Genomic DNA, 24,546 nt, shown 5'->3' on the forward strand with positions numbered 1-24,546 from the left:
GACTGAAAGGTGAAGGCTGCTGCAGCGAGCAGAAGGAAGATATAGTTTAGTTTTTTCATTTCGATGGTGTTTGAACCCCGCCAGCCATTTAGGCCGGCGGGGTGCTGAAATCAAGGAGGAGGTTTACTGGAAAGCCCAAACCGGAGCGTCAAGCAGAGCGCCGTTCTGACGGTCGCGAGCAGCCTGCACATTGACTCCGTTGGTTTGTGTTTCACTGCCTACGTATAGGAAGCGGCGCGGGATGACCCCACTGGGGTTGAGGCCGCTGGTGCCGTTGGGGTTCGGAGTGAGGGCAGGGTAGCCGGTGCGGCGGTAGTTGGCCCAAGTCTGATGGAAATTGTGGCCATAGTAGGCGATGTAAGCCTCGTTCATGATCTGCTCCAGCTTAGCCTCCGTAGAACCGGAAAGGCTGCCGTTAGCAGCGATATAAGCGGCTGCATCGTCTGCAGGGATGCCAACAAGGTCCATGCTGGCCTGAATGCCGGCTTGGAATGCAGCCTCTACTTCAGCATCGCCTGCACCAGAGCGCAGCAGGGCTTCTGCCCGTAGGAAGCTGACTTCAGCGAAAGAAACCAGTGGGATGGCTGCGTTGTCCTTGCCCCAGATCAAGTCTGCATCACCGAGCACCCAATATTGCCAGGAAGTACCGTCAAACTTGGCGTAGTTGTTCAGGCGTGGGTCGCTTGTAGCTTCCAGCCGGCTAGCGAAGCCAGGATTGAAAACAAGGGTATTAGGGCGCTCACGGCCAAACTTAGCAAGGGTCCAGTTTTCTGTCTCGGCTGTGCCGAAGGTGAAGGTCGCTTCGTCCGCCATGCTAGTCAGAGACTGGTCTAGGAAGTTGAGGACATCGGCTTCCACGCTTTGGCGCTTCTGCAGGTGCATGAGGTAGCGTGCCTTCAGTGCATAAGCAGTTTTGACCCATGCGTCAGTATCGCCGCCGAATACGAGGTCGCCGCCCAGATGCCCGCCAGCGTTCTCCTTGAACTCCGCGATAGCCTCGTCCAACAGGCCCTGTACAGCGCTGTAAACGCTCTCTTGGGAGTCATAGGCCGGCTTGAGGTTCTCCGTGCCTTTGAATGCCTCAGAGAAAGGGATGTCGCCAAAGTAGGAAGCAGCATCAGCGATGCCATTGGCCAAGATCAGCTTGCCAAGGGCGCTGTAAAAAGTATTGCCCTCTTCCTGAGCCTTCTCAATCATGACGATAGCGTCCTTCAAAGACCCGGCATAAAGCCCGGTGCGCCAGTAGTTGTTCATGGCATCTTCGCCAATGAAGTACTGGGTGTAGTCTACCTGCTGCGCATCAAAGCCAACGTACTGCTGCATAATGATACCTGCAACACGTGTAGGGTTGCTGCCCTCATTGCGGTAGTGCCCAGCTAATACGATAGGCGCCATCAAGCTGAGGTTGACCTCGCTCAGGCGGGTAGGGTCGTTGTTGATTTCTGTGATGTCCCCGCAAGATGTTGGCATCGTCAACATCGAAACAGCGAGGAGCATATATAGGAATCTTTTCATCTTTTATTCTTTTTTAAAAGTTAGAGAGTAGCCCGCAGGGTCACTGCATAGCTCTTCGTGTTTGGCATGTTGAAATAGTCGAGGCCAAAACCATTGGATGCTCCCGTCAGGTTGGTTTCGGGGTCAATGCCCGGATAGTCGGTGCTCAACCACAGGTTGCGCCCGGTCAGGGAAATGGTCATGTTGTCGAATGTTTCGCCAAGGATAGACTTCGGCAGGTTGTACGTCAGCGTCAGTTCGCGCAGGCGCAGCCAGGAAGCATCAAAGATGCTCATCTCGGAAATACCGCCGAAGCCGTAGCGTACGCGGTAGTAGGTGCCCAAGCCGGCCTCAGGGTTGGCCAGTGGCACGGCGATGTTGTTGGGGGTGCCGTCTGGCAGCAGGCCGTTGAAGACCACAACATCATTGCGCTCGTCAGCAGAAACTTGAGAAGTGCCGAAGTAGTCGATGATGCCGCAAGTGCCACACCATACATCACCTCCGGAGCGGACGTCGAGCAGTGCGCTCAGGGTGATCCCCTTGTAAGAGAAGGTGTTGCGCAAGCCCATAAGGAAGTCAGGGTTGGGGTCGCCAAGTGGGCGGCGGATTGGGTCAACCAATGGCCAGCCGTCGTTGCCGATCAGCATGTTGCCGTCGTCATCATATTGGAACCCGGTGCCGAATATGGCGCCGAATGGCATGCCGGCTACCGCGTTGGAAGAGGTAGAAGTGAAGCCAGCAAGTGTGATGTCGTCAATGCCTTCAGCAAGCTCTTCTACTACGTTTTCGTAGTGGGTGAAGTTGCCCGTGATATCCCAGCGGAAGTCCTGCCCGCGTACAGGGTTGACATCAAATACGATTTCAACGCCCTTGTTGGTCACCCGGCCAGCATTGAGGATGGCGCTAGTGAAGCCCGTAGGCGCAGGCAGCTGTACAGGGAGGATCTGGTCTACAGATTCAGAGCTGTAGTACGTCACATCCAGCCCAACGCGGCCACGGAGGAACTTAAATTCACCGCCCACTTCGAGGGTTGTGGTCGTCTCAGGCGTGATCACGTCGTTGCCGAGCTGTACGTCGCGCTCAAATGCGTTTACGCCGAATGCTGGGAAGGTGATGCCCGTGATGAAACCGTCTCCGGTTGCTGCTGCAGAGTTGAAGTAGTTCTGAGTAGCGTAGAGGGGCGCATCGTTGCCTACCGCGCCGTAAGACAGGCGCAGCTTGCCGTAAGGGAGGATGGGGTTGTCCTGTATGCCGAAGGCTTCTGTGAAGGTGAAGCCAAGGCTGGCAGAGTAAGACTGGAAGGTGTTGTTGTCCTTCGGCAGTGTGCTGGACCAGTCATTGCGGCCGGTCAGGTTCAGGAAGAGGTAGTTCGCATAAGAGAGCGAAACGTCTGCGTAAGCACCGATCAGTTTTTTCTGGTTGATGACCTCAAACGCCTGAATGTCCGTAGCGTTGCTGATGTGGTAGAAATCAGGTGCAGCCAGCGTCGTACCGTCTGCCCCCTGGTTGACATACATGGTGGAGAAGTAATTGTGCCCCACAATCGCGCTGAGGTTCAGCTTGTCGCCGAGGTCCTTGTTTATGGTCATCAGCAGGTCCGAGTTCAGGTCCCGGTTGTTGATGGTGAACTGATGCACCTCGCCAGCCTGACGGCCAGGGTTGATGTCCAGTGCCCAGTTTCGGCGGTCAGAGTACTGGTCGATGCCCAGTTTGTACTTGAAGGACATCCAGGGCAGCACGTCGTAAGTCAGGCCTGCATAGCCAATGATACGGTTGACATTATCCGTGTAAGGGTTTTTGTTGACGGTCCAGTAGGGGCTATCGTAGATGCCCGCCCGATAAGAGCGCTGACGCCCGTCAGGCAGCAGGTAAGAGGAGGGGTCGTCTGCCGCTTCCTGTCCGGTTTTGCCGTTGCCCATGTCAAATGTAGGCGTATTGCGGAGCAGGCCGAGCATTACCCCTTTTACGTTGGAGCCCCGCTGAATACGGTTGCCGCCAGAGTTGATGTAGTTGGCAGAGCCAGAAACGGTGATTTTGTCCGTCAGGGAAGCGTCTGCGCGCAGCTTGACGGTTGTCCGTTCGAAAGTGGCGCCAGGCACCACCCCTTTTGCCGCAAGGCGCCCGCCAGAAACGTAGTAGCGCACGGCTTCGGTTCCGCCTTGTACGGCGAGGTTCACGTCGTAGGTATTGCCCATGACGAAGAAGTCGGTCTGATCGTACGCCTGAGCAGGTACGCCATTGCCTGTGCCACGTGGCACGAGGCGGCCATTTTGGTCATAAGGGTAATCTGAGCCGTCGAACTCCAAGTCTGCGATAGCTGGACCCCAGCTAAAGCCCTCGCCAGTGTCTGGCCCGCGCCAGGTAGGTACACCGCCGATAGGCTGGCCTTGTGCGTAGGTGCTCTGCAACTCGTTGAACTTATTGACTTCTTCCAGGCGGTAGTTGGTAGAGAAGGTGATCTTTGGCTTGCCTACCTGGCCAGACTTAGTCGTAATGACTACAGCACCGTTGGCCGCACGCACCCCGTAGAGTGAGGTGGCAGCAGGGCCTTTCAGTACTGTCATAGAAGCGATATCGTTGGGGTTGATGTCGATGGCCCGGTTGGCCTGGTCTACATCGCCCACGCTGCTGCCCACCTCAGAGTTGTCGATGGGCACCCCGTCTACTACGAACAAAGGCTGATTGTTGCCGGTAACGGAGGTTGCGCCCCGGATACGGATGTTAGAAGATGCACCCGGTGAGCCAGATGAGCTGGTAACGGTCACGCCCGCTACTTTGGAGTTCAGCCCGTCTACCAGGTTGACTTCTTGTGAGTTGGCAATCTCCTCGCTGTCCACATTTTGTACAGAGTAGCCAAGGCGAGCCCGGTTGGCCTCAAGGCCGATAGCGGTCACCACTACTTCGGAGAGGTCGAGCGCGGAAGGCTCGAGCGTGATATCATAAACATTGGAAGCGCCCAGCGCTACATTCTGGGTAGAAAAGCCGGTGTAGCTGACTACCAGTGTCTTGGCCTCAGCAGATACATTGATGCTGAACGCACCGTCCACATCTGTCACCGTGCCGGTAGAGGTGCCTTCGACAAGGATGCTAGCTCCAATGAGCACTTCCCCGTCTGGGTCGGACACTGTCCCACTGACTGTCCTCTGTGCCCAAGTGGCACCAATAGAGGCACAGACCAGTCCGAAAACTAGTAAGAGTTTTTTCATACGAAATGATTTAATAATCCAAGAATGTTATAAATAACCAAACAAAAAAGTCCATGCTGTACCCCAACTTGCGATTGAGCGCCTTCTGCCTCAATGGCAAAAGCAACCCAGCCTGGCAAAGGTGGGGCTGATAGCGGCTTAAGCCATACTGCTCCGAAGCCGCACAGTCTTTGTCCAGGTAAAATTTTTGGTTAGGCTAAGTCTAGTTTGGATATAGGCAAGTGAAATCCTTAAAAGGAAGGCGTAAATTATTGCAAGGTGGCTAACAATCAAAGGAAATTAGCAATAATTACGACAGAGGCGATGTAAAAATATAATGTTGCCGATAGATGTTCTGTTTCAACTTGCTTTTGGATCTTTTTTCGGTATAAATATTTGGGGTGGCTTACAGTTTGAACAAATGCCCCATTTCATCCTGCTTCGTCTTCAGGTATTCGAAATTTTCTTTTTTGGGCTTGATGATAAGAGGGACCCGGCTCAGCACTTCCACTTCTGCATTTTCGAAAGCCTCGATTTTTTCCGGGTTGTTGGTCAGCAGGTTGATCTGTCTTATGCCTAGGGCCTTAAGCATGTCAATGGCAATATCGTATTGGCGGGCGTCGATTTCGAGCCCGAGGTGGAGGTTGGCATCGATGGTATTCAGCCCCTTGTCCTGCAGGTTGTACGCTTTGAGCTTGTTGATGATGCCAATGCCGCGCCCTTCCTGACGTAGGTAGAGCACCATGCCGCCATGCTCTGCTGCCAGGGAAAGTGCTTCTGCCAGCTGCTCCCCGCAGTCACAGCGTTTGGACCCGAACAAGTCTCCTGTTATGCACTCAGAGTGTATGCGCACGAGCACGGGCTTTGCAGGGTCCATGCTTTCGTGGACCAGTGCGAGGTGCGGCATCCAATCCGATTCTTTTTCGGCGAAAGCCACCATGTTGAAGTTGCCCCAAGGGGTGGGGATCATGGCTTCTGCCTGCTGTACGAGGCGGCCTTTAGAAGTATGAATATCAGGATTTGTCATATTGCTTACGGGCTAACCGGGTTTTAAGGGGAGCGGACCCCTGCTGTCGACCGTTCTTTTGAAACCTTGAAAATGCGGAAAAGTTGCCTTGCACAGGTAGGAAGGTTTGAATAGGCTGCGCCCTGATCGGTGCAGGGCGGCTTTTTAGCCGTTGCCTTCTGCCTGCTTGGCAGCCTTGGGGTTGGATGTGCTCTGGGCGCAAACCAAAATGCCACAGGCGTTGATGCTTTTGGGCTTTAGCCTGGCATTGGCCTAGCGCTGCGCAGGGGTGTAAGCCCGCAGGGCCGAGCGGGCAGCGAGCCCCGTAGCATAGCGGCACCTGCCACCGGGCAGGGGCAGGCCCCTCGAAAAACGGCAACCTGTATTGTGCTTTGTCCCTCTCGAGCGGGCAGTTGTGTAAAATACTGTCGTTTTCGAGTTAATGGCTACAGAATATGTAGGCTGCTACACAACCCTATCGTTAATTTCGTGTTAACAAGGCGTTATAGCAAAACTAGACGCTGTACGGATTGATCAGGCGCACAATACGCTGCTGAACCCCACAAACGCCTGATGGAAAACTGAACCCTAAGTATTTTGGCATGTGTTAAGGCAAGCCCTTCAGCCACTGTGCACAGAAGGGATTAAGATAATACAGGCAGTATCGTACTTCCTGTTGTTTGCAACCATTATTCTTTAACACTAAACTTGGATGATGATGAAGAGACTCTCACTAGTCCTCCTGCTCCTAGCAGCAGGCTTCACCGCCGCAATGGCGCAGCGCACCATTACGGGCACCGTTACGGACAAGAGCGGCGAGCCCCTGATTGGTGCTTCTATCCTGGCAGAGGGTACGTCTACCGGAACGGTGACTGACCTCGACGGGAACTACTCTCTCAATGTGCCGGACGGCGCAACTAACCTTATTTTTTCTTACACAGGCTTTGCTTCTATGACGGTTGAGCTCGGGGCATCAAATGTGGTCGATGTTGAGCTGGAAGAAGGTATAGCTGAGCTGGAAGAAATTGTAGTTACTGGGTATGGGACCAAGCGCTCCAAGGACGTCACTGGTTCTATTTCTTCAATCAGCGCCGAAGACTTCATGGAGGAGGCCAACGTCAATGTGCAATCCGCACTCCGCGGCCGGGCAGCTGGCGTAACGGTGCAACAGACTTCGGGCGCTCCCGGTGCTGGCTTCAACGTGCGTGTGCGCGGGGCAACGTCTATCAACGCGAGCAATGCTCCGCTGTATGTAGTAGATGGGGTGCCCATTATCAGCGAGTCGTTGTCTCAGGTAGCTATCGGCGGGCAGGACCAAAACCCCCTGGCTGACCTCAACCCCAATGAAATTGAGTCTATCGAAGTACTCAAAGATGCTTCTGCTGCAGCTATTTATGGCTCGCGCGGGGCAAACGGTGTTGTATTGATCACTACCAAATCGGGCAAAGCTGGCCGTACCATTATTAACTTCGACGCTTCTTATGGTATGCAGGAGCTGCCTCAGCAGATTGACGTGGTCAATGCAGAAGACTACCGTGCTTACCTGGAAGAAGGTTATGGCAGCCCCGATGTTGGCGCTGGCGGCCTGGGCGGCGACAACAACTGGCAGGACCTCATCTTCCGCCGGTCTCCTGTACAGGATTACAACCTGAGCGCGAGCGGTGGCAATGAGAAGACCCGCTTTTATGCTGGCCTGACTTACAGCGACAATCAGGGCATTATCCAAGGGACGCAGTTCACCCGCTATTCCGGGCGGCTCAACTTGGACAACTACGTTTCGGATAAGCTTTCTTTCAATGTCAATATGGGCTTTACGCGTTCGCAGAACAGCCCGGTACAGAACGACAACAACATCTTCGGAGCGGTTTCTACAGCTTTCCTTTTGCCCCCGACAGTGCCCCTGCGCTTGGAAAACGGGCGTTTCGGTTCTGCTTTCGGGCTGGAAAACCCTGTGGCAGCTACAACGCTTTACGATCAGCTGATTGTGACCAACCGTGTGATCGGCAACATCGGTGCGCGGTACAAGATTTTGCCTGAGCTTACATTCCAGGCTAAATTGGGCTTGGACTACCTTTCCCTGCGGGAAGACATTTTTGAGCCTTCTGGCCTTCAGTCTTCTGTTGCGGGCACTGCAACTGTCGGTACCACGAACAACATCCGTACCGTAGCCACTTATACGCTCAACTATCAGAAGCGTTTTGGCGCGCACAGTCTCAACGCTATTGCAGGCTTTGAGATGCAGGAAGACCGCCTGGACCGTACGTTCTCTCAGGTCAATGATTTCCCTGGCGACAACTTCACTGCTCTGAGTGCAGGTGCGAGCCCGGTTTCTACCCTGGGCGATTTCACAGGGGACAACCTGCGCTCCATCATCGGTAATATCGATTACAACTACAGCGACCGGTACATTTTCACTTTTACCATACGTCGTGACGGCTCTTCTCGTTTCATCAACGAGCAGTTTGGCATTTTCCCTGCCGCTTCTGCTGCTTGGCGCATCAGCGAGGAGAATTTCTTTGGGGGGGCATTTTTCAACGACCTCAAGCTTCGTGTGGGTTATGGTGTGAACGGCAACAACAACATTGGCAACTTCCTGGCACGGCAGCTTTCTTCGGCTGGCGCCAACTATCAGGATACGCCTGGCTTGGAGCCGACTCAGCTCGGAAATGCTGACCTGAAGTGGGAAACGACGACTCAGTTCAATGTTGGTATCGACTTTGTATTGATGGACGGGGTATTCTCTGGCTCAGTAGAGTACTTCAACAAAATCACAGACGACCTGCTGTTCAACCGCCCGGTGCCTACCACTTCTGGTTTCTTGAGCGTGCCGACCAACGTTGGCTCCGTGCAAAACCAAGGCATAGACCTGCTGTTGGATGCACAGGTCATCAACAAAGGCGACTTTAAGTGGAACCTGACCCTCAATGCGTCTTATCTGCAAAATGAAATCTTGGAGCTGTTCAATGATCAGCCCATCGATGTCGGTTTCGGCACGCGCCTTGCTGTGGGCCAGCCTATCGGTGCTTTCTTTGGCCATCAGACCGACGGCATCTTCCAGAATCAGGCCGAGGTAGACGCCCACGCTACACAGCCTAACGCTCAGCCTGGCGATTTCCGCTTTAAGGACATCAGCGGTGGAGCTGGGCCAGACGGCATCGTCGGTACAGCAGACGACCTTCCACCGGATGGCGTTATCAACGACAACGACCGTACTTTCATCGGGCAGGCGCTTCCAGACTGGCAGGGCGGCCTCAACAGTACTTGGAGCTACAAAGGGTTCACCCTCAATGCTTACCTGCAGTACACGATCGGAAATGACATCTACAACAACAACCTCGCTTTTGCGGAAGGCCTGAACGGCGTGTTCGCCCCTACTCAGCGCTCTTTTGATGGCGCATGGCGGCAGGAAGGCGACGGCGATGAGTTCCCTCGTATCGCTATCGGCGACCCGGCCAACAACCGCCGCCGCAGCGACCGCTTTGTAGAGGATGGCAGCTTCCTCCGCCTGCGGACGCTCACCCTTGCTTACAACTTCCCGCAGACGATGCTGAAGAATGTGGGCCTGAGCAAAGCACGTTTGTATGTATCTGGCACCAACCTCATCACGTTCACCAATTACAGCTGGTACGACCCCGAGGTCAACACCTTCGGTAACGACAACGTGGCACTCGGTACAGACTTCCTGACCTTCCCTCAGGCACGTGCCGTTGTTTTTGGGGTAAACCTGGGCTTCTAAGCCGGGCAGATGTCTATTCTTTAACTTAACTAAAGCTTAGCAATGAATAACTATAAATATGTCTTGCTGTTCTTCCTCGCTGCCAGCCTGGCTGCTTGTGAGAACTTTGCGAACCTCGACAAGGTGTCGCCCCAAGACCAAATCGAGACCGATCTGGCTGTGACAGACCTCAACTCTGCACGGGCAGCGCTCAATGGGGTGTACAACCGTATGCAGGATGCAGATATTGTTTTTGACGGGTGGCTGGCTACGCCTCAGTATTTTTCTGATGAAGCCATCTTCACCGGCACTTTCCCTACCCGTCTGGAGTTCGGGAACTTCAATGTCTTCCCTTCTAATACCACTATGGCAACGGTCTTCTCTGATTTTTACCGGGCGATCAACGTCGCTAACAACATCATAGAGCTGATCCCGACCATTGATGACCCATCCTTGACCGATGCTGTTGTTAATGATATCGTAGGACAGGCCCGCTTTGTGCGGGGGCTCACCTACTTTTACCTCACGCAAGGGTGGGGCGATGTGCCCTTGGTGACGAAGGCCACCTCAGGCGATGCCTTGGGCGATGAGCTCAATGTGCCTGCCAACCCGCGTGCAGAAGTGCTTGATCAGGTGATTGCAGACTTCGAGTTTGCCCGTGACAACATCACGGAGACCTCCTTTGACCGTGCCAACGCGGCTGCAGCGGAAGGCATGCTTGCAAGAGTGTACCTGGTGCAGGGCCGTTATGGCGAAGCCCTCACTGCGGCGACCAATGTGCTGGGCGAAGGCTTTGACCTGACCACAGTGCCCTATTTGCAAGATCAGCTGTTCGCGTTGACCTTCACACCTACAGATGGCAACTCGCTGAACTTCTTCTATGGCCCTGCTGAGTTTGGCGGCCGCCATTCCATTGAGCCATCTGCAAAGCTGATCGGCGCATTTGAGCCAGGCGACGCCCGGTTTGCGTCTTCCATTGATACTGCTTCAGCTTCCGTCCCATTTAGCCTGAAGTACAGAGATTTCGTAGGCGCTAATGCAGGTACAGACCCTATCCTCTTCCTGCGCCATGCTGAGCTGGTGCTCATTGCTGCAGAAGCAGAGGCAGAAGCTGGGAACTTCGGGATGGCCAGCATGTGGCTGAACCAAGTGCGTGCCCGCGCAGGGCTCGATCCCATTACGCTTGATGCTTCCAACTACGTTGATGCGATCCTGCAAGAGCGTTTTGTGGAGTTGTCTATGGAAAGCGGGCACCGCCTTTGGGACTTGCGCCGCCGTGGCATGGCCGAAGAAGTGCTTGGCCCGCTCGGATATGAGAGCTGCGATGCGGTATGGCCATTGCCTTTGCGCGACGTAGACCGCAACATCAATCTACAGCAGAACAATTGCTGCAACTGCTAAGCCATTAGCAAAGGCAGACTAGAAACAGCGCAGGGCATCCGGGGGCTTTCTCCCGGTGCCCTGTCTGCTTTTGGGCAGTTTTAACACCACCGTAACAAATGTCACCGTTCCCTTAGCTATAAAGCTGTATCTTTGAAGCGTAAAATCTGCAATACGTGAAAGCTACTGCTCAAATACTGGCCCTTTACTTTCTGCTCGGCAGCATTCTGCCAGGTGCAGATTTTGGGCAGTTGAGCAAAGTCCCTCAGGCCATCGAGCATTATCAGCTACATCAGCAATTGGCCAGCGAAGCTGGCGAAGATATCTCCTTAGGCTGTTTTATCGTTGAGCACTTCTGGAGCCCGGTCAATCACGATCATGGTGATGGCGGCCGGAGCCATCAAGACCTTCCGCTCAAGCACATCCATTCCTTTGACCATATCGCCATTCAGTATTTCTGCCCCTTTGTGAAAACACTGCAGACTCCTGTAGTAAAGCTTACAATAATAGCTTTTGAATGTGCAAGCTGCCCTGAAATAGGCAGTATCTTCCGCCCTCCTATATTTTCCTGATCCAGGTTTTCTACAAGCGCTAAGTTTGGCACTCCGCTGCTATAGTTTCCTATAGCCTGCATGGTGTACGCGGTTATGGCCCATCTTTTCAGATTTGCCCTTGTGGATACCCTGAGCTACAGTGCGCTTGGCTTTTGCCCTTGGCATCCTGCGTCTGTCCCTGCCTGTGCTTTCGATGAGCAGGCGGCAATAACCTACTTGATCAGGAAAAATAATGTTATGATCCGCGCAATTATCGCGTTCTCTGTACGCAACAAGCTGTTGATAGTGCTGTTCGTTGCTGCCTTGATAGGCGGCGGCCTGTACAGCCTCTCTTCCCTGCCCATAGATGCCGTACCCGATATCACCAACAATCAGGTGCAAGTCGTGACGGTATCGGGCTCTCTCGCTCCTCAAGAAGTCGAGCAGTTCATTACTTACCCCGTAGAAGTGGCTGTCGCCAATATCCCCGATGTGACTGAAATCCGGTCTATTTCCCGCTTCGGGCTTTCTGTGGTGACGATTGTTTTTGAGCCATCAGTTGAAATACTAGACGCCCGCCAATTTGTGAAAGAACAGATCGGGCTGGCAGCCGCCGAAATTCCGCCCGGCTTTGGCACCCCCGAGCTCATGCCCATCACGACCGGGCTGGGGGAAATTTACCAATACGTACTTCGCCCCAAGCCAGGGTACGAAGGCCAATTCTCTGCTATGGAGCTCCGGACTATTCAGGATTGGATTGTCAAACGGCAGCTGGCTGGCACGCCGGGCATTATCGAAGTCAGCAGTTTTGGCGGCTACCTCAAACAATATGAAGTCGCCCTTGACCCCATACAACTGCAGGGCTACGATGTATCCGTTGCAGAAGTATTCGATGCCCTACAGCGCAACAATCAGAACAGCGGTGGCAGCTATATCGAAAAGCATTCCAACGCTTATTACATCCGTACGGAAGGGATGCTGCAAAATACAGCGGATATCGGATCTGTCGTAGTGGCCAACAGGGGCGGAGTGCCTGTGCTGGTCAGTGATCTGGGCAAGGTGCAGCTGGGCAGCCCCAAACGCTTTGGTGCAATGACCATGGACGGGAAGGGGGAAGCGGTCGGGGGGATTGCGCTCATGCTGAAAGACGCCAATTCATCAGAAGCGATCGCCAATGTACATGCCCGGGTTGAGCAGATCAAAGCCTCTCTGCCAGAAGGGGTAGAGCTGTACCCTTATCTCGACCGTTCTGACCTGGTCGCGAAAACCATCAGTACGGTCAAGAAAAACTTGTTGGAAGGCGGGCTGATTGTCGTGTTTGTACTGGTCATGTTGTTGGGCAATTTCCGCGCCGGGCTGATCGTCGCTTCTGTCATCCCCTTGGCTATGCTCTTTGCGCTCATCCTTATGAATTACTTCGGCATTTCAGCCAACCTCATGAGCCTGGGGGCTATCGATTTTGGGATTGTGGTAGATGGTGCCGTCATCATCGTTGAAGGAGTGCTCCACGGTATCTTTACATACCATGTGGGCAAGCAGTTCACCCAGCAACAGATGGATGACCTCATCATCGACGAATCTTCCAAGTTGTTCCGGTCGGCTGTTTTTGGGGTCTTCATTATCCTGACGGTCTTCATCCCCATTATGACGCTCACGGGCATTGAGGGCAAGATGTTCCGCCCTATGGCCATGACGTTCAGCTTTGCAGTGCTCGGGGCCATGCTGCTTTCCCTTACCTATGTACCAATGATGACCGCCTGGGTGATGCCAAGGAAAATCAAGGCGCACACTTCCTTTGCAGACCGGATTGTTGGTTTTTTGCGCAGGCTGTACCGGCCAGCTTTGGAGGCATCTCTGCGTATGCCTACCCTGGTTATTGGCGCGGCAGTTGGCCTGCTGCTGCTTGCTGTCGTAGCTTTCCGCTCAATGGGGGCAGAGTTTTTGCCTACCCTGGAGGAAGGCGATATGGCTATGCAAATGGCCATACAGCCGGGGAGTTCCCTGGAGGAAAGTGTACGGACTTCCACCCGTGCGGAAGAAATATTGCTGAGCCACTTCCCGGAGATTAAGCATGTGGTATCGAAAATAGGCACAGCAGAAGTGCCTACCGACCCTATGGCGATAGAAGATGCAGACATTATGATCTTGCTCAAGCCACGGGAAGAGTGGGTAAGCGCTACAAACCGGGAGGATTTGGTAGCGCAGATGAAGGAAAAGCTCGCAGTCTTGCCTGGGGTGTCCTTTGAATTCACCCAGCCCATTCAGCTTCGGTTTAACGAGCTGCTGACCGGTGCTAAAACGGATATCGCCGTTAAGATTTTTGGTGAAAACACGGCTACACTGAAATCCCTTGCAGACCAGGCTGCTGGCCTAATTGCACAAGTGCCGGGCGCTGGCGATGTAAAAGTGGAGCAAACGGAAGGCCTGCCACAGCTGAAAATCAATTTTGACCGCGAAAAGCTCGCAGAATATGGGCAGAACGTAGAGGAGCTGAACACCCTGGTCCGTACGGCCTATGCGGGCGAGGCCGCAGGTGTAGTATTCGAGAACGAGCGTAAGTTCGACTTGGTCGTCCGCTTGCAGGAGCCTTACCGGCAGGAGCTCAATTTGGAGAAGCTATTTGTACACCTGCCCAATGGGCAGTCGGTGCCAATGAGCGAGCTGGCAAGCGTGAGTTATACGGAAGGCCCTATGCAGATTTCACGAGAGGGGGCCCGCCGGCGGATCAATATTGGAGTCAATGTACGCGACCGTGATGTCGCCAGCCTGGTTGCAGATATTGAGGCACGCCTGCAGCGCGAGCTTCAGCTGCCTTCTGGCTATTACCTGCGGTACGGCGGCCAGTTTGAGAACTTAGAGGCGGCCAAGCAGCGTTTGGGGGTTGCTGTGCCGGTTGCGCTGGCCCTCATCTTCCTGCTTCTGTACTTCACCTTCGGCAAGCTGAAATATGCGCTGATGATATTCACGGCAGTGCCAACAGCAGCCATTGGCGGGGTAGCGGCATTGCTGCTCAGAGGGATGCCGTTCAGCATCTCGGCCGGGGTGGGGTTCATTGCGCTCTTTGGGGTTGCCGTGCTCAACGGTATTGTGTTGATCAGTTATTTCAACCGGCTGCGTTACGAAGAAGGCGTAACGGATATCCGGGAGGTGGTGTTGCAGGGCGGGCTGGCCCGTATGAGGCCAGTAGTCATGACCGCTACCGTAGCTGCCCTGGGCTTTTTGCCTATGGCGTTATCCACATCCAATGGGGCAGAGGTGCAAAAGCCATTGGCTACAGTTGTTATCGGAGGGCTCATTAGCGCGACTCTTCTCACGTTGCTTGTATTGCCAGTGTTGTATTACCTGGCCAATAGGGGCAATAAAAACCCGATTCCGAAGGTAACAGCTGTCCTCTTTCCATTGATGCTGGCCACTTTGCCTGCCCAAGCGCAGCAGCCGCTCACCTTGGATACCGCTATCGCGCGGGCCATTGCCCGTAGCCCCGAGGTGCTCAATGCTGGGCTTTCGGTAGAACAGGCCCGGCAGGGCATTGCGGCCTCTAGATCAGTGCCAGCTACCCAATTTACCGCAGGTTTTGGCCAGTTTGACGGCCCGCTCGGCGATTATCAGTGGTCTGCCACACAGGCTCTGCCAGTGTTTGGGCTGAATGCCCGTCAGGAAGCTGCCGCCCGTGCCCGCCTGGCTTTAGCAGGGGGGGAGGCAGCCCTTGCCCGCCATCAAAAAATGTATGAAGTAAAGCAAGCTTGGCAGCATTGGCTGGCGGCCCGGCAACGGCAGAGCATTCTTCAGCGCCAAGAAGAGGTTTTTGCTGCTTTGGCAGAAAAAGCAACGTTGCAGCTGCAAGCCGGCGCCATCAACCGCCTGAGCCTTTCTCTCGCCCAACAGCGCCTGACAGAGGCGAAGCAGGCCAGGGCTATGGCAGAGCTTGAGGAAGAACAGGCTTTTTTAAGGTTGCAGCAGCTGGCTTTCAGCCCAAGTGCTGCCCGCTCGCCTGATACCCTCTTCGCCCTGCCGCCCCTCCTGGCCGACAGCCTGGGCGCAAGCGCTGTCTTCTTACAGCCGCTTCAGCAGCAAATATCAGTGGCAGAGCGTCAAGTGGGCGTGGAAGAGGCCCTCCTCAACCCTCAACTCTCCATTGGTTATTTCCAGCAGAGCCTGCGGCCGGAGGTGCCTTTACATGCCGTACAGGCAGGCCTTTCCGTACCGATCTTCCAGAAAAGCCAACGGGCCCGTATCGCACAGGTGCGCCTTGAACAGGACAAGGCTGTGCAAAACCTCAAGGGGCAGCAGCAATTCTTACAGCAGGAGCAGTACCGGGCTTTGCAGCAGTACCAGGCCTTGCGCCGTCAGCTTGAGGTACAGGGCAGCGAGCTGCAGCAGCAGGCTATCATCTTGCGCCGGCTGGCCCGTCAGCAATTGCTCGAAGGTGAGATCGATTATTTCCAATATGCACAAAGCTTAGAAGGGGCGCTCCGGAATGAGCTGGCTTACAATGCTTTGCTGAGCCGGTACAATCAGGCCGTGCTTTACTTTATTTTTCTTTCCAATTCTTAACAAGCCGCCGGCGCTGCCGGCTTCAAAATATCAAGACCATGAAAAATGTATGGCTTTTGTTGAGCTTCGTCAGCCTGATGGGCTGCCAGGCAGAACAGCCCGCTGAAGCGGGATCGCAAGAAACTCCTGCCTCTAATGAGGTGGGGCAGGTAATATTGAGCCCCGAACAGCTCGCTAGCGCAGCAGTAGAGATCGGGCAGGCTGAAATGCGAGAAATAGGGGGGTACCTCTCTTGTTCTGGCATGATTGATGTGCCACCGGCCTCCCGCCAATCGGTACATAGCCCGGTAGCGGGGTTTGTCTCTGCCATCAATAAGCTGCCCGGGCAGCGGGTCAGCCGGGGAGAACGCCTGGCCGTAGTGAGCCACCCCAATTTGGTGCGGCTGCAGCGCAGCTGGCTGGAGGCCCGCGCGCAGCTGCCTTTCCTGGAAAAGGACGAAGCCCGGAAGGCTAGCTTGGCGGGCTCAGACGCAGCCTCCCGCCGAGATTATGAGCAGGCGCTCTCTGAATTGCAGCTGGCCCAAGCCCGTGAGAAGGGGCTTAGGGCTGAGCTGAAGCTCATAGGCCTTGATGTGGATGCCTTGGCAAAATCAGGTGAAATACAATCCCAGATTAGCCTGTCTGCCCCTAAATCGGGCTACTTGACCCAGGTTGCGGTACAGCCCGGACAGCTCGTGCAACCAGAAGACCTTCTTTTTGAACTGGTAGATAAAAGCCACTTGCATTTGGAACTGGAAGTTTTTGCGAAAGACTTGCACCGGGTGAAAGTAGGGCAGCCGGTCGTGGCCAAAGTGCCGGGCACCAGCCAAGAATGGAAAGGGCGGGTGCACCTCTTGGGGCAATCGGTGGATATGGCCAAAAAGACAGCCCGTGTACATGTCCATTTTGATGAGGTGCCAGAGTTGGCCTTGGGCACTTTCCTCTTTGCTGAGATACAGACCGACCGCCGTACCGTAATGGCGGTGCCGGAGCAGGCAGTAGTCCGTACCGGAGAGCAGGCTTTTGTTTTTGCAAAAAACGGTGAGGGCTTCCGCAAAATAGAAGTGGCTCTTGGGCAGTCTGACAATGGCTACCTGGAGGTCAGCTCTCCCGAGCTTAAGCCTTCTCTTTCGCTGGCCCTGAGCGGGGCATACTATATCAATGGCTCAGCAGCTGAGTAGCGCAAGTCGTGGTATGCACAGTGCGCGATAAAATGGGATAAACCACTAAATGTTTTATCTTGCGCACTGTGCTTGCCATGCACCTCAAGATGACCAACCAACCGATTATGTCTGCTCACAAACTCCCCAATCGTGCCGAAAGGCGTCAAGCCCGGCAAAAACGCCGCCGGAATCTAGCATTGCTCATGGCTGCTCTTGCCCTGCCCATTCTGGCGGGCCTGGTCTATATGGCCATCCCTAAAGAGGCCGCGGGCACCGGGCCTAGCTTTGTGCGCAATGGCCAGCTATCTATCGTCGACGCTGCTTCCGGGGAAGTCAAAAAGCAGATTGAGATCGAAGTCAAGCAAGATGAGATGGGGCGTGCGGAAGGCATGATGTGGCGTAAATCCATGGAAGAAAGCCAAGGCATGCTCTTTATCATGGAGCGCGCAGAGCCACAGTCCTTTTGGATGCGCAATACCTATATCCCCCTCGACATCATCTTCATCAGCCAAGATTTGAAAATCCTGAACATCCGTGCGAATGCACAGCCACAGACCCTCAGCCCACAGGCGAGCCAAGGGGATGCCAAGTACGTCCTGGAAGTGGTAGGTGGATGGTGCGAAAAACACGGCGTGAAGGCCGGAGATCAGATTGCTTACGAACTGGATTGACCGAAAGGCCTAAGCCTTCCACTGTAACAGCTGAGTGGCAATTTTGCGGTCGTTGCTCAGGCGGGGCACCTTATTTTGGCCGCCTAGCTTGCCCTGCGACTTCATGTAATTGCGGAACGCATCCTGCTGCAAAGGCGTGATCACCAGCGGGCGGAGGATATGGCCTGCAATGAGGTCTTGATAGTAGATGTTCTGTTGGGCCATTTCTTCGTTCAGCCTTTTGGCGAAAGCCGCCATATCCGCAGGCCGCTCTCCAAAGTCGATCAGCCATTCGTGGTAGGGGGTTCCTCCTTCCGGCGGGCTCACCTGAGGCGCTACCGTAAACTCAGTCACTTTGCCGCCAAGTGCAGCGACGGTGAGGTTCATCGCCTCTTCTACCTCCTTGCCGATCACGTGCTCGCCGAAAGCGGAGATGAAGTGCTTTACCCGCCCGGATACGACGAGCCGGTAGGGGGCTTTGGAGACAAACTGCACGGTATCCCCAATATTATAGCCCCACAGCCCGGCATTGTTGTTGATGATGAGAGCGTAGTTGACCCCTACTTCCACTTCGTTCAGCCAAAGGCGGCGGGGCGCATCGGAATGTATGTCTTCCAGTGGGATGAATTCAAAGAAAATGCCGGAGTAGGCGTTGAGCAGCAGCCCTGGCTGCGTGTGGTCATCTTGGAAAGCGATAAAGCCTTCCGAGGCAGGGTAGGTCTCCAGGCTGTCCAGCCGTTGCCCAACGAGCTTTTCCAGGGCTCCCCGGTAAGGCTCGAAGTTGACTCCCCCATAAACGAACATACTGAAGTTGGGGAAGACTTCTTTTACGGTCTTCTTGCCTGTGCGCTCCAACAGCCGCTCGTAGTACATTTGCACCCAAGGGGGAATGCCGCTGATGAGCCTCATGTCGGCCTTAGCCGTTTCATCTATAATCCGCTCCAGCTTCTCTTCCCAATCCTCTATGCAGTTGGTCTTATAAGTAGGCAGTTGGTTGGTGCGCAGCCAAGAGGGCACTTCATGGTTGACAATGCCCGAGAGCCGCCCAGTAGGGATCTGCCCAGCCTGTTCCAGCTCAGGGCTCCCCGAAAGGAAAATCATTTTCCCATCCAGCCAATGGCCTTTGCCTGTCCTGGCATAATAATTAAAGAGGGCATTGCGTGCGGTGCCAAAATGGTTGGGCATGCTGTCTTTGGTCAGCGGGATATACTTGACGCCGGAGGTCGTGCCGGAGGTTTTAGCGAAGTACTTGGGCAGCCCAGGCCAGAGCACATCCTTTTCTCCTTGTTTGATGCGCTCCACATAGGGCTTCAGAGCTTCGTAGTCGCGTACCGGTACCTGATCGCGGAAGGCTTCGTAGGGGAGCTCTGCTTTAAGGCTGTGGTCTTTCCCAAAAGCGGTGCGCTGCCCTTTGCTCATCAGTTTTTGATACACTTCCCGCTGTGCGCCTACCGCATCGGCAGACCATCGGTCAATATCTCGTGCAATCTTCTTGGCAAATGGCTTGATGAGCTTCGACTTCAGTCCCATGTCTGAGTTGTTTTTGGAAAGGCAAAGGGGGAAGGGGCAGCTGGCAGAAAAACACCTTTTTTTAGCCCGTCCCCTGCTGTGCTGCTACAAATGTAGCGCAGAACGAGCAGACTTTGGCCATATACCAAAGCTATCCGCTGCCAAAAAAAAGGCACAGCGCTATGCTGTGCCCTCCTCAATCAACTATGCGAATTAAATTCTTTGGGCTACATCCGTAAATCCTCGATATAGTAGCCAGGGTAATCGGCCTTGTCAAAGGTGAAATCGCTGGCCGGGAGCGAAGGGTTGGGAGTCAGCTTGTTGAGGCTCAGTTTGTACCGGGAGCCGTCCCGTCCAAAGGCTTCTACACTGATGACATCCTTGGTCGCTTTGTTGATATTCATGCGGAGCTTGGTGTACTCCATGCTGCTATCGAGGGGTTTGAACTCGATCTGCTGCACGGTCCGCTTGCCATCGTTGTACTCATTGGTGATGTAGTAGGCAAAATCACCGTTTTCGTAAAAATTCAGCAGCGATTCCGGCGACAAAATCATGCCGCCCATATCAGTCTCTTCAGGCATGTCATTGATCTGCACCTCTTTATTGTGGTCAAAAATCATCCACAGTGTCTGGCCATCTGAAATCACGGTCTGACTGGCCATCGCCATTTTAAATTTATCACCTTGCTTGGCCATATACCCGCGCTGCGTTTCTGTGGGCTGCTCCGGGAAGGTGATGTCTAGGGCGAAATCTGCGCTCAGTGACTTGTAGCTGGAAAAACGGCTGCGGATCTGATCCAGGATAGCCTTAGCCTTAGGGTCGGAATCTTCCGCAGAGGTGACCATATTGTTTTGGGCGGAAGCCATTTGCAGGCTGATCAAAAGGAAACCGAAAAGCAGAATGCGCTTCATGCAAAAGAGGTTTTAGATTTGATGCGCCGGGCTAGTGCAGCGTGAAAAATGAGCTGTATTCAACCATGCGCTGGCTTAATGAAGGCACGGCATAGGCAGGAAAGCGCCAACTAAGCCCTGCAATAATCCCCGAAGCATCAAGTCTATTGTTCAGGTTATTACTATCCATCATCTAACGGGCAAAACTCGCCGATTATTGACCGAACAACAAGGGGGCAGAGGTTAAAGTTTCTTTAAAAAGGGAGAATCGGGGCAGGGGCTGCACTTCCTAAAGGGAAAGCGCCCCTGCCCGTTTCTTAGTGCTTATTGGATGCCAACATTACATCGCTTAATCCAGCTCCAACACAAGTACAGAGCGGGCTGGCAGTTGAAGTTCGCCCTCCAAAAGTACGGCTTCCCCGGTAATGACATCCCTGGCTTGAGCTCTGCCCGGTAGGATTTCTTGGAAGCGGCTGAGGCCGAGCACAGCAGGGCTGGGCTGCTTGTTGATGACCGTCATCACGGTCTGGGAGCCATCGTACCTGAAATAGGTGTAGATGCCGTCTACGGGGGCAAAGTGCAGGGTTTTTCCATGGTGGATGGCGCTAGCGCCTTTTCGCCAATTAAGGAGCTTGCGGAGGAAGGCTTGGACCTCCTGCTGATCCTTAGAAAGCCCTTTGCCAGATAAAACGCTGACTTCATCGCCCTCCCATCCTCCTGGGAGGTCGGCACGGATGACGCCATGATCGCCAGGGAAGCCATCGTTGTTCAGTAGGGCTTCTGTACCATAGTAGATTTGCGGTATGCCACGGGTGGTCAGCAGCCAGGCGAGCGCCATTTTGACCAGCTGTGGGTCGCCCTTGAGCTGCGTAGCAAGCCGGTCCATGTCATGGTTGTCACCAAAAATAAGGAGGTTGTGGGGGTTGGCGTAGACAAAGTCGTTGGCCAGGCCAGTATAGAGCTGCATCAGCCCCTGTTCCCACTGCGCATCGTCTCCGGTCAGGGCTGAGGCGAGTTTTTCCTGCATGGGGAAATCCATAGTGCTGGGCAGGCAGGAGGCATAGCCGTCGGGGTTCTCCTTGCCTTCCTGCCAGTAGGCTACAAGCAGGGGGTTGGTCGTCCATTCTTCCCCAACGATATTAAAATTGGGGTACTCCTGCATGATGGAGCAAGTCCAGTCGGTCAGGAAGTCTTTATCGGGGTAGGGGTAGGTATCTTGGCGGATGCCCCCTAGCCCGAGGGTTTCTACCCACCAGATGCTGTTCTGAATGAGATAGGTAGCCAAGAAGGGGTTGCGCTGATTCAAGTCTGGCATAGTGGGCACAAACCAGCCGCCAGTCATTACTGCCCGGTCGGCAGCAGCGGCATATGGGTCCTGGTTGACTGTCCGGCGGTGGTTGGTCACTACCGCTTCTTCTGACCCCTGAAAATTGAGCCAGTCGTCGAAGGGCAGGTCTTCCATCCACCAATGGCCAGAACCGCAGTGGTTCACCACGCCGTCAAAGATGATTTTTATGCCCCGGCTGCGGGCTTCGTCTGCCAGCCGGCGGTAATCCTGCATGGTGCCAAAACGGGGGTCCACTTTATAATAGTCGGTAATGGCATAGCCATGATAAGACCAGCGGGGCATGTCGTTCTCGAGCAGGGGGCTGGGCCAAATAGCCGTGTAGCCCATCTCTTGCAGATAATCCAGGCTATTGATGATGCCCTGGATATCGCCCCCGTGCCGTGCAAAAGGGGCATTGCGGTCAGTACCCTGCTCTGCCAGCCCCGCTACACTGTCGTTGCTGGGGTCGCCGTTAGCAAACCGGTCTGGGGTGATCAGCTGTATGACATCTTTGGAGGAGAAGCCGATAAAACTTTCTCCCGAGCGCTCCCGTGCTTTCAGCTCGTAAGAAGCTGTAGCAACAGCCGCCCCTTCCTTTTTAAAGGTAATGTCGAAAGTCCCTGCCCTGGCCGTCGGTGCAATGCGCAAGTCAATGAAAAGGTAATTGGGGCTGTGAGCCTGATTGACACGCTCAATAGTGATGCCAGGATGGCTGACCGCCGGCTGAGCCTGGCCAATGCCATCGCCTTGTACGAGCAGCTGAAGGGAAGGGCTGTTCATGCCTGCCCACCAGTGAGGCGGCTCTATGCGGTCAATCTGTGCCCGCAAAAAAGCAGGCAGCGCCAAAGCAATGAGAAAGGTAAGTGTAATGTTCTTGTTCATATCTCGTTTCTGGTTGTACGGTCTTGCAAAGGCTAAGGGGTATCCTACAAAGTTAAACAATAGGGGCACAATCCAGATTGCCGTTTTTTTGATGGGGCCTGCTCCCTCCGCAAGCATAGGGGCCTGCCCCTGCCCGATGGCAGGTGCCGCTATGCTCCGGGGCTCGCTGCCCGCTCGGCCTTATCAGGCCTGCCGCCCCTTCGCAGCGCTAGGCCGGTGCCATCGTAGTGCCGATAATGTTTGAAAACCTAGAATGTTTTGGTTCGCGCCCAGTAATCGCCTGCCAGCAATAATGCTATAAATCCCAGAAGAGATTCGGAATGCTCCTGATAAATATATTATCTTCGTATTTGATGTAATCATAGACTTGCCTTGCCCTAATGCAAGGCCACTTTAAGCGGAATGCTTTATCCTCCCAACCCTAGCATTTCAAAACTGCTAGCTTTTACCGCTTAAAAGCCCACACGATAACAACAAGCACATCCTGTCAACACCATCTGCCCCTGCACATGCTGCGAGAGCTGTATTGGATTTCAAAACTCTGACCTAATAATGAAAACAGAGCGCTGCTCTGGCAAAATGCGAAGCGAATGAAAACGTTGACTCTGTGGTTGTCTCTGTACATGATGTGCGCATGGTATAGCCCACACTTGTTTGCTCAAAAAACTACCCCTATTCAGGCCCAGCTTTTGCAGTACCAACCTGCTTTGAAGGCAGCACCTTTTAGCCCGCTCGTGCAGCCACTTCCGGGGGAGACCGTTGAAAAGATGGGGGTATCTGCGGCGCTCTCGGATGCCGGGCTTATGAAGTTGTCGGCCCCCGTTTTGGAACAGCTGCGCAGCAGCCGGCCCGATGTGCTGAAGCTGAAACTCCCGGCCCCGGGAGGGAAAACGCTTACCCTTTTGCTGTACCGCGCCGATGTGCTACGGCCAGGCTTCCTAGCCCGCTTGGGCAGTCAGGAGCGTGGGGAAGAGTCGGGCTGGACGCCCGGTGTCTACTATTGGGGAGGTGTGGAAGGCAGGCCTGGATCTCTGGCAGCACTCGCTTTGAATACCGAAGAAGTCATGGGGCTGTTGAGCTTGGAAGGGGGAAATTATACCCTCGGAGCACTGGAAGGCAGAGGGGAAGGGGTACACGCCCTATTTGCTGAGGCAGACATGCGGTTCGCTCCAGATTTTGATTGCATGGTCGATGATGAAGAGCACTTTATTGGCTCCAGGCCTCAGGTAGGGCAGCAGCGCATGGCTAATCCTGACAACTGTGTAGGTATGTATGTCGAGATTGACAACAGCCTTGTACAGGCCAAAGGCGGGCCCAGCCAGGCTATGGACTACGTGGCGGGGGCTTTTAGCCAGGTCGCTGCCGTCTATGCCAACGAGTCGGTCAATCTGCAGATCAGCGAGCTGGTAGCCTGGGATGTGGCAGACCCCTACAACGGCCCATCTACTTCCAACTTCTTGGTACAGTTCAGGGATGAGCTTGGGGGCGATTTCAACGGAGACCTGGCCCACTTGGTCGGTACACAGGGCAGCGGCGGCATCGCATACCTTGATGTGCTTTGCAACGGGTTCTATTCGGTTGGCTATAGCGATATCAACCTCTCTTACAATGCTGTGCCTGCTTATAGCTGGACGGTCAATGTGCTGGCACATGAAATTGGGCACAACTTGGGTTCCCGGCATACTCATGCCTGTGTCTGGAATGGCAACAATACGCCCTTAGATTGCTGCGGCTATGCTTCTGGCTATGAAGAAGCTTCTACCTGTGGCGCCAATTACAGCTGCAATACTCCCCTTCCAGATGTAGGCACCGTTATGAGCTACTGCCACATTACCAGTGGGGTGGGCATTTCTCTAAATCCCGCCAACGGCGGGGGCTTTGGCCAGCAGCCGGGCGACTTGATCCGTGATAAGGTGTACAATGCTTTTTGCTTGTCCTCTTGCGGGGATGGCCCTGTCAACGATGCTGCCCTGACCGGAGTTGTTGTCCCTAATGGGGCTTATTGCTCGGGCTCCCTTTCGCCCAGGGTCACCTTACAAAATGTGGGGGCGCAACCCTTGCAACAAGTCACCATCAATTATCAGATAGACGAAGGGGTGGTCAATACTTATGCTTGGTCGGGCAACCTGAGCCAAGGAGCTGCTACATCGGTCAGCCTGCCAGTGGTAGCTTTCGGTATAGGTGGGCATACCTTTGAGGCCTGGGTCAGCTCGCCGAATGGCACGACAGACGATAACCCTGCGAATGACAACGCTTCTTCTTTTTTCACGCGTTTGGCC

At 54.3% G+C, this 24,546-nt stretch carries 13 protein-coding genes; 7 read left to right on the forward strand and 6 right to left on the reverse strand.

The window, feature by feature from the left end; translation table 11 throughout:
• Positions 1 to 123: 123 nt before the first annotated feature.
• The 3 genes from FRY97_RS19780 to ribA form a co-directional block, all read right to left on the reverse strand.
• Complete coding sequence (locus tag FRY97_RS19780) at positions 124 to 1,515, reverse strand: SusD/RagB family nutrient-binding outer membrane lipoprotein (RefSeq protein ID WP_147169351.1); 1,392 nt, start codon at positions 1,513 to 1,515, stop codon at positions 124 to 126.
• 20 nt (positions 1,516 to 1,535) lie between these two features.
• Positions 1,536 to 4,700 (reverse strand): SusC/RagA family TonB-linked outer membrane protein, encoded by a 3,165-nt coding sequence (locus FRY97_RS19785; RefSeq protein WP_147169352.1) that lies wholly within the window; start codon positions 4,698 to 4,700, stop codon positions 1,536 to 1,538.
• 385 nt (positions 4,701 to 5,085) lie between these two features.
• On the reverse strand, positions 5,086 to 5,706 hold the full coding sequence (gene ribA / locus FRY97_RS19790; RefSeq protein WP_147169353.1) for a GTP cyclohydrolase II: 621 nt from the start codon (positions 5,704 to 5,706) through the stop codon (positions 5,086 to 5,088).
• Positions 5,707 to 6,397: 691 nt separating this feature from the next.
• Here ribA and FRY97_RS19795 point away from each other — a divergent pair.
• From FRY97_RS19795 to FRY97_RS19820, 6 genes are all read left to right on the forward strand, one after another.
• Entirely contained in the window at positions 6,398 to 9,421 is a 3,024-nt protein-coding gene (locus FRY97_RS19795) for a SusC/RagA family TonB-linked outer membrane protein (protein ID WP_147169354.1), read from the forward strand.
• Positions 9,422 to 9,463: 42 nt separating this feature from the next.
• Complete coding sequence (locus tag FRY97_RS19800; RefSeq protein ID WP_147169355.1) at positions 9,464 to 10,801, forward strand: RagB/SusD family nutrient uptake outer membrane protein; 1,338 nt, start codon at positions 9,464 to 9,466, stop codon at positions 10,799 to 10,801.
• Between the two features lie 155 nt (positions 10,802 to 10,956).
• Positions 10,957 to 11,352 (forward strand): hypothetical protein, encoded by a 396-nt coding sequence (locus FRY97_RS19805; protein WP_147169356.1) that lies wholly within the window; start codon positions 10,957 to 10,959, stop codon positions 11,350 to 11,352.
• 219 nt (positions 11,353 to 11,571) lie between these two features.
• Positions 11,572 to 15,867 carry a CusA/CzcA family heavy metal efflux RND transporter gene (locus FRY97_RS19810; RefSeq protein ID WP_147169357.1) on the forward strand — a complete coding sequence of 1,432 codons (4,296 nt, stop codon included), beginning with the start codon at positions 11,572 to 11,574 and terminating at the stop codon, positions 15,865 to 15,867.
• A 38-nt stretch (positions 15,868 to 15,905) separates the two neighbouring features.
• The gene (locus tag FRY97_RS19815) at positions 15,906 to 17,027 is read left to right on the forward strand and encodes an efflux RND transporter periplasmic adaptor subunit (RefSeq protein WP_147169358.1); all 1,122 of its coding nucleotides are present in this window, start codon (positions 15,906 to 15,908) and stop codon (positions 17,025 to 17,027) included.
• Between the two features lie 107 nt (positions 17,028 to 17,134).
• On the forward strand, positions 17,135 to 17,680 hold the full coding sequence (locus FRY97_RS19820) for a DUF192 domain-containing protein (protein WP_170254770.1): 546 nt from the start codon (positions 17,135 to 17,137) through the stop codon (positions 17,678 to 17,680).
• Positions 17,681 to 17,689: 9 nt separating this feature from the next.
• Here the strand turns inward: FRY97_RS19820 and FRY97_RS19825 are convergent, their stop codons facing one another.
• From FRY97_RS19825 to FRY97_RS19835, 3 genes are all read right to left on the reverse strand, one after another.
• Positions 17,690 to 19,189 carry a GH3 auxin-responsive promoter family protein gene (locus FRY97_RS19825; RefSeq protein WP_147169360.1) on the reverse strand — a complete coding sequence of 500 codons (1,500 nt, stop codon included), beginning with the start codon at positions 19,187 to 19,189 and terminating at the stop codon, positions 17,690 to 17,692.
• 206 nt (positions 19,190 to 19,395) lie between these two features.
• Positions 19,396 to 20,079: a LolA family protein gene (locus FRY97_RS19830; protein ID WP_147169361.1), complete on the reverse strand. Its 684-nt coding sequence runs from the start codon at positions 20,077 to 20,079 to the stop codon at positions 19,396 to 19,398.
• Positions 20,080 to 20,407: 328 nt separating this feature from the next.
• Positions 20,408 to 22,267 (reverse strand): glycoside hydrolase family 13 protein, encoded by a 1,860-nt coding sequence (locus FRY97_RS19835; RefSeq protein ID WP_147169362.1) that lies wholly within the window; start codon positions 22,265 to 22,267, stop codon positions 20,408 to 20,410.
• A 590-nt stretch (positions 22,268 to 22,857) separates the two neighbouring features.
• On the opposite strand from FRY97_RS19835, the gene FRY97_RS19840 reads away from it, so the two are divergent.
• A partial coding sequence (locus FRY97_RS19840; protein ID WP_211356932.1) for a M12 family metallo-peptidase occupies positions 22,858 to 24,546 on the forward strand: 1,689 nt, incomplete at its 3' end.

This window comes from Phaeodactylibacter luteus, assembly GCF_007993045.1.
Taxonomy (GTDB): Bacteria; Bacteroidota; Bacteroidia; order Chitinophagales; family Saprospiraceae; genus Phaeodactylibacter; species Phaeodactylibacter luteus.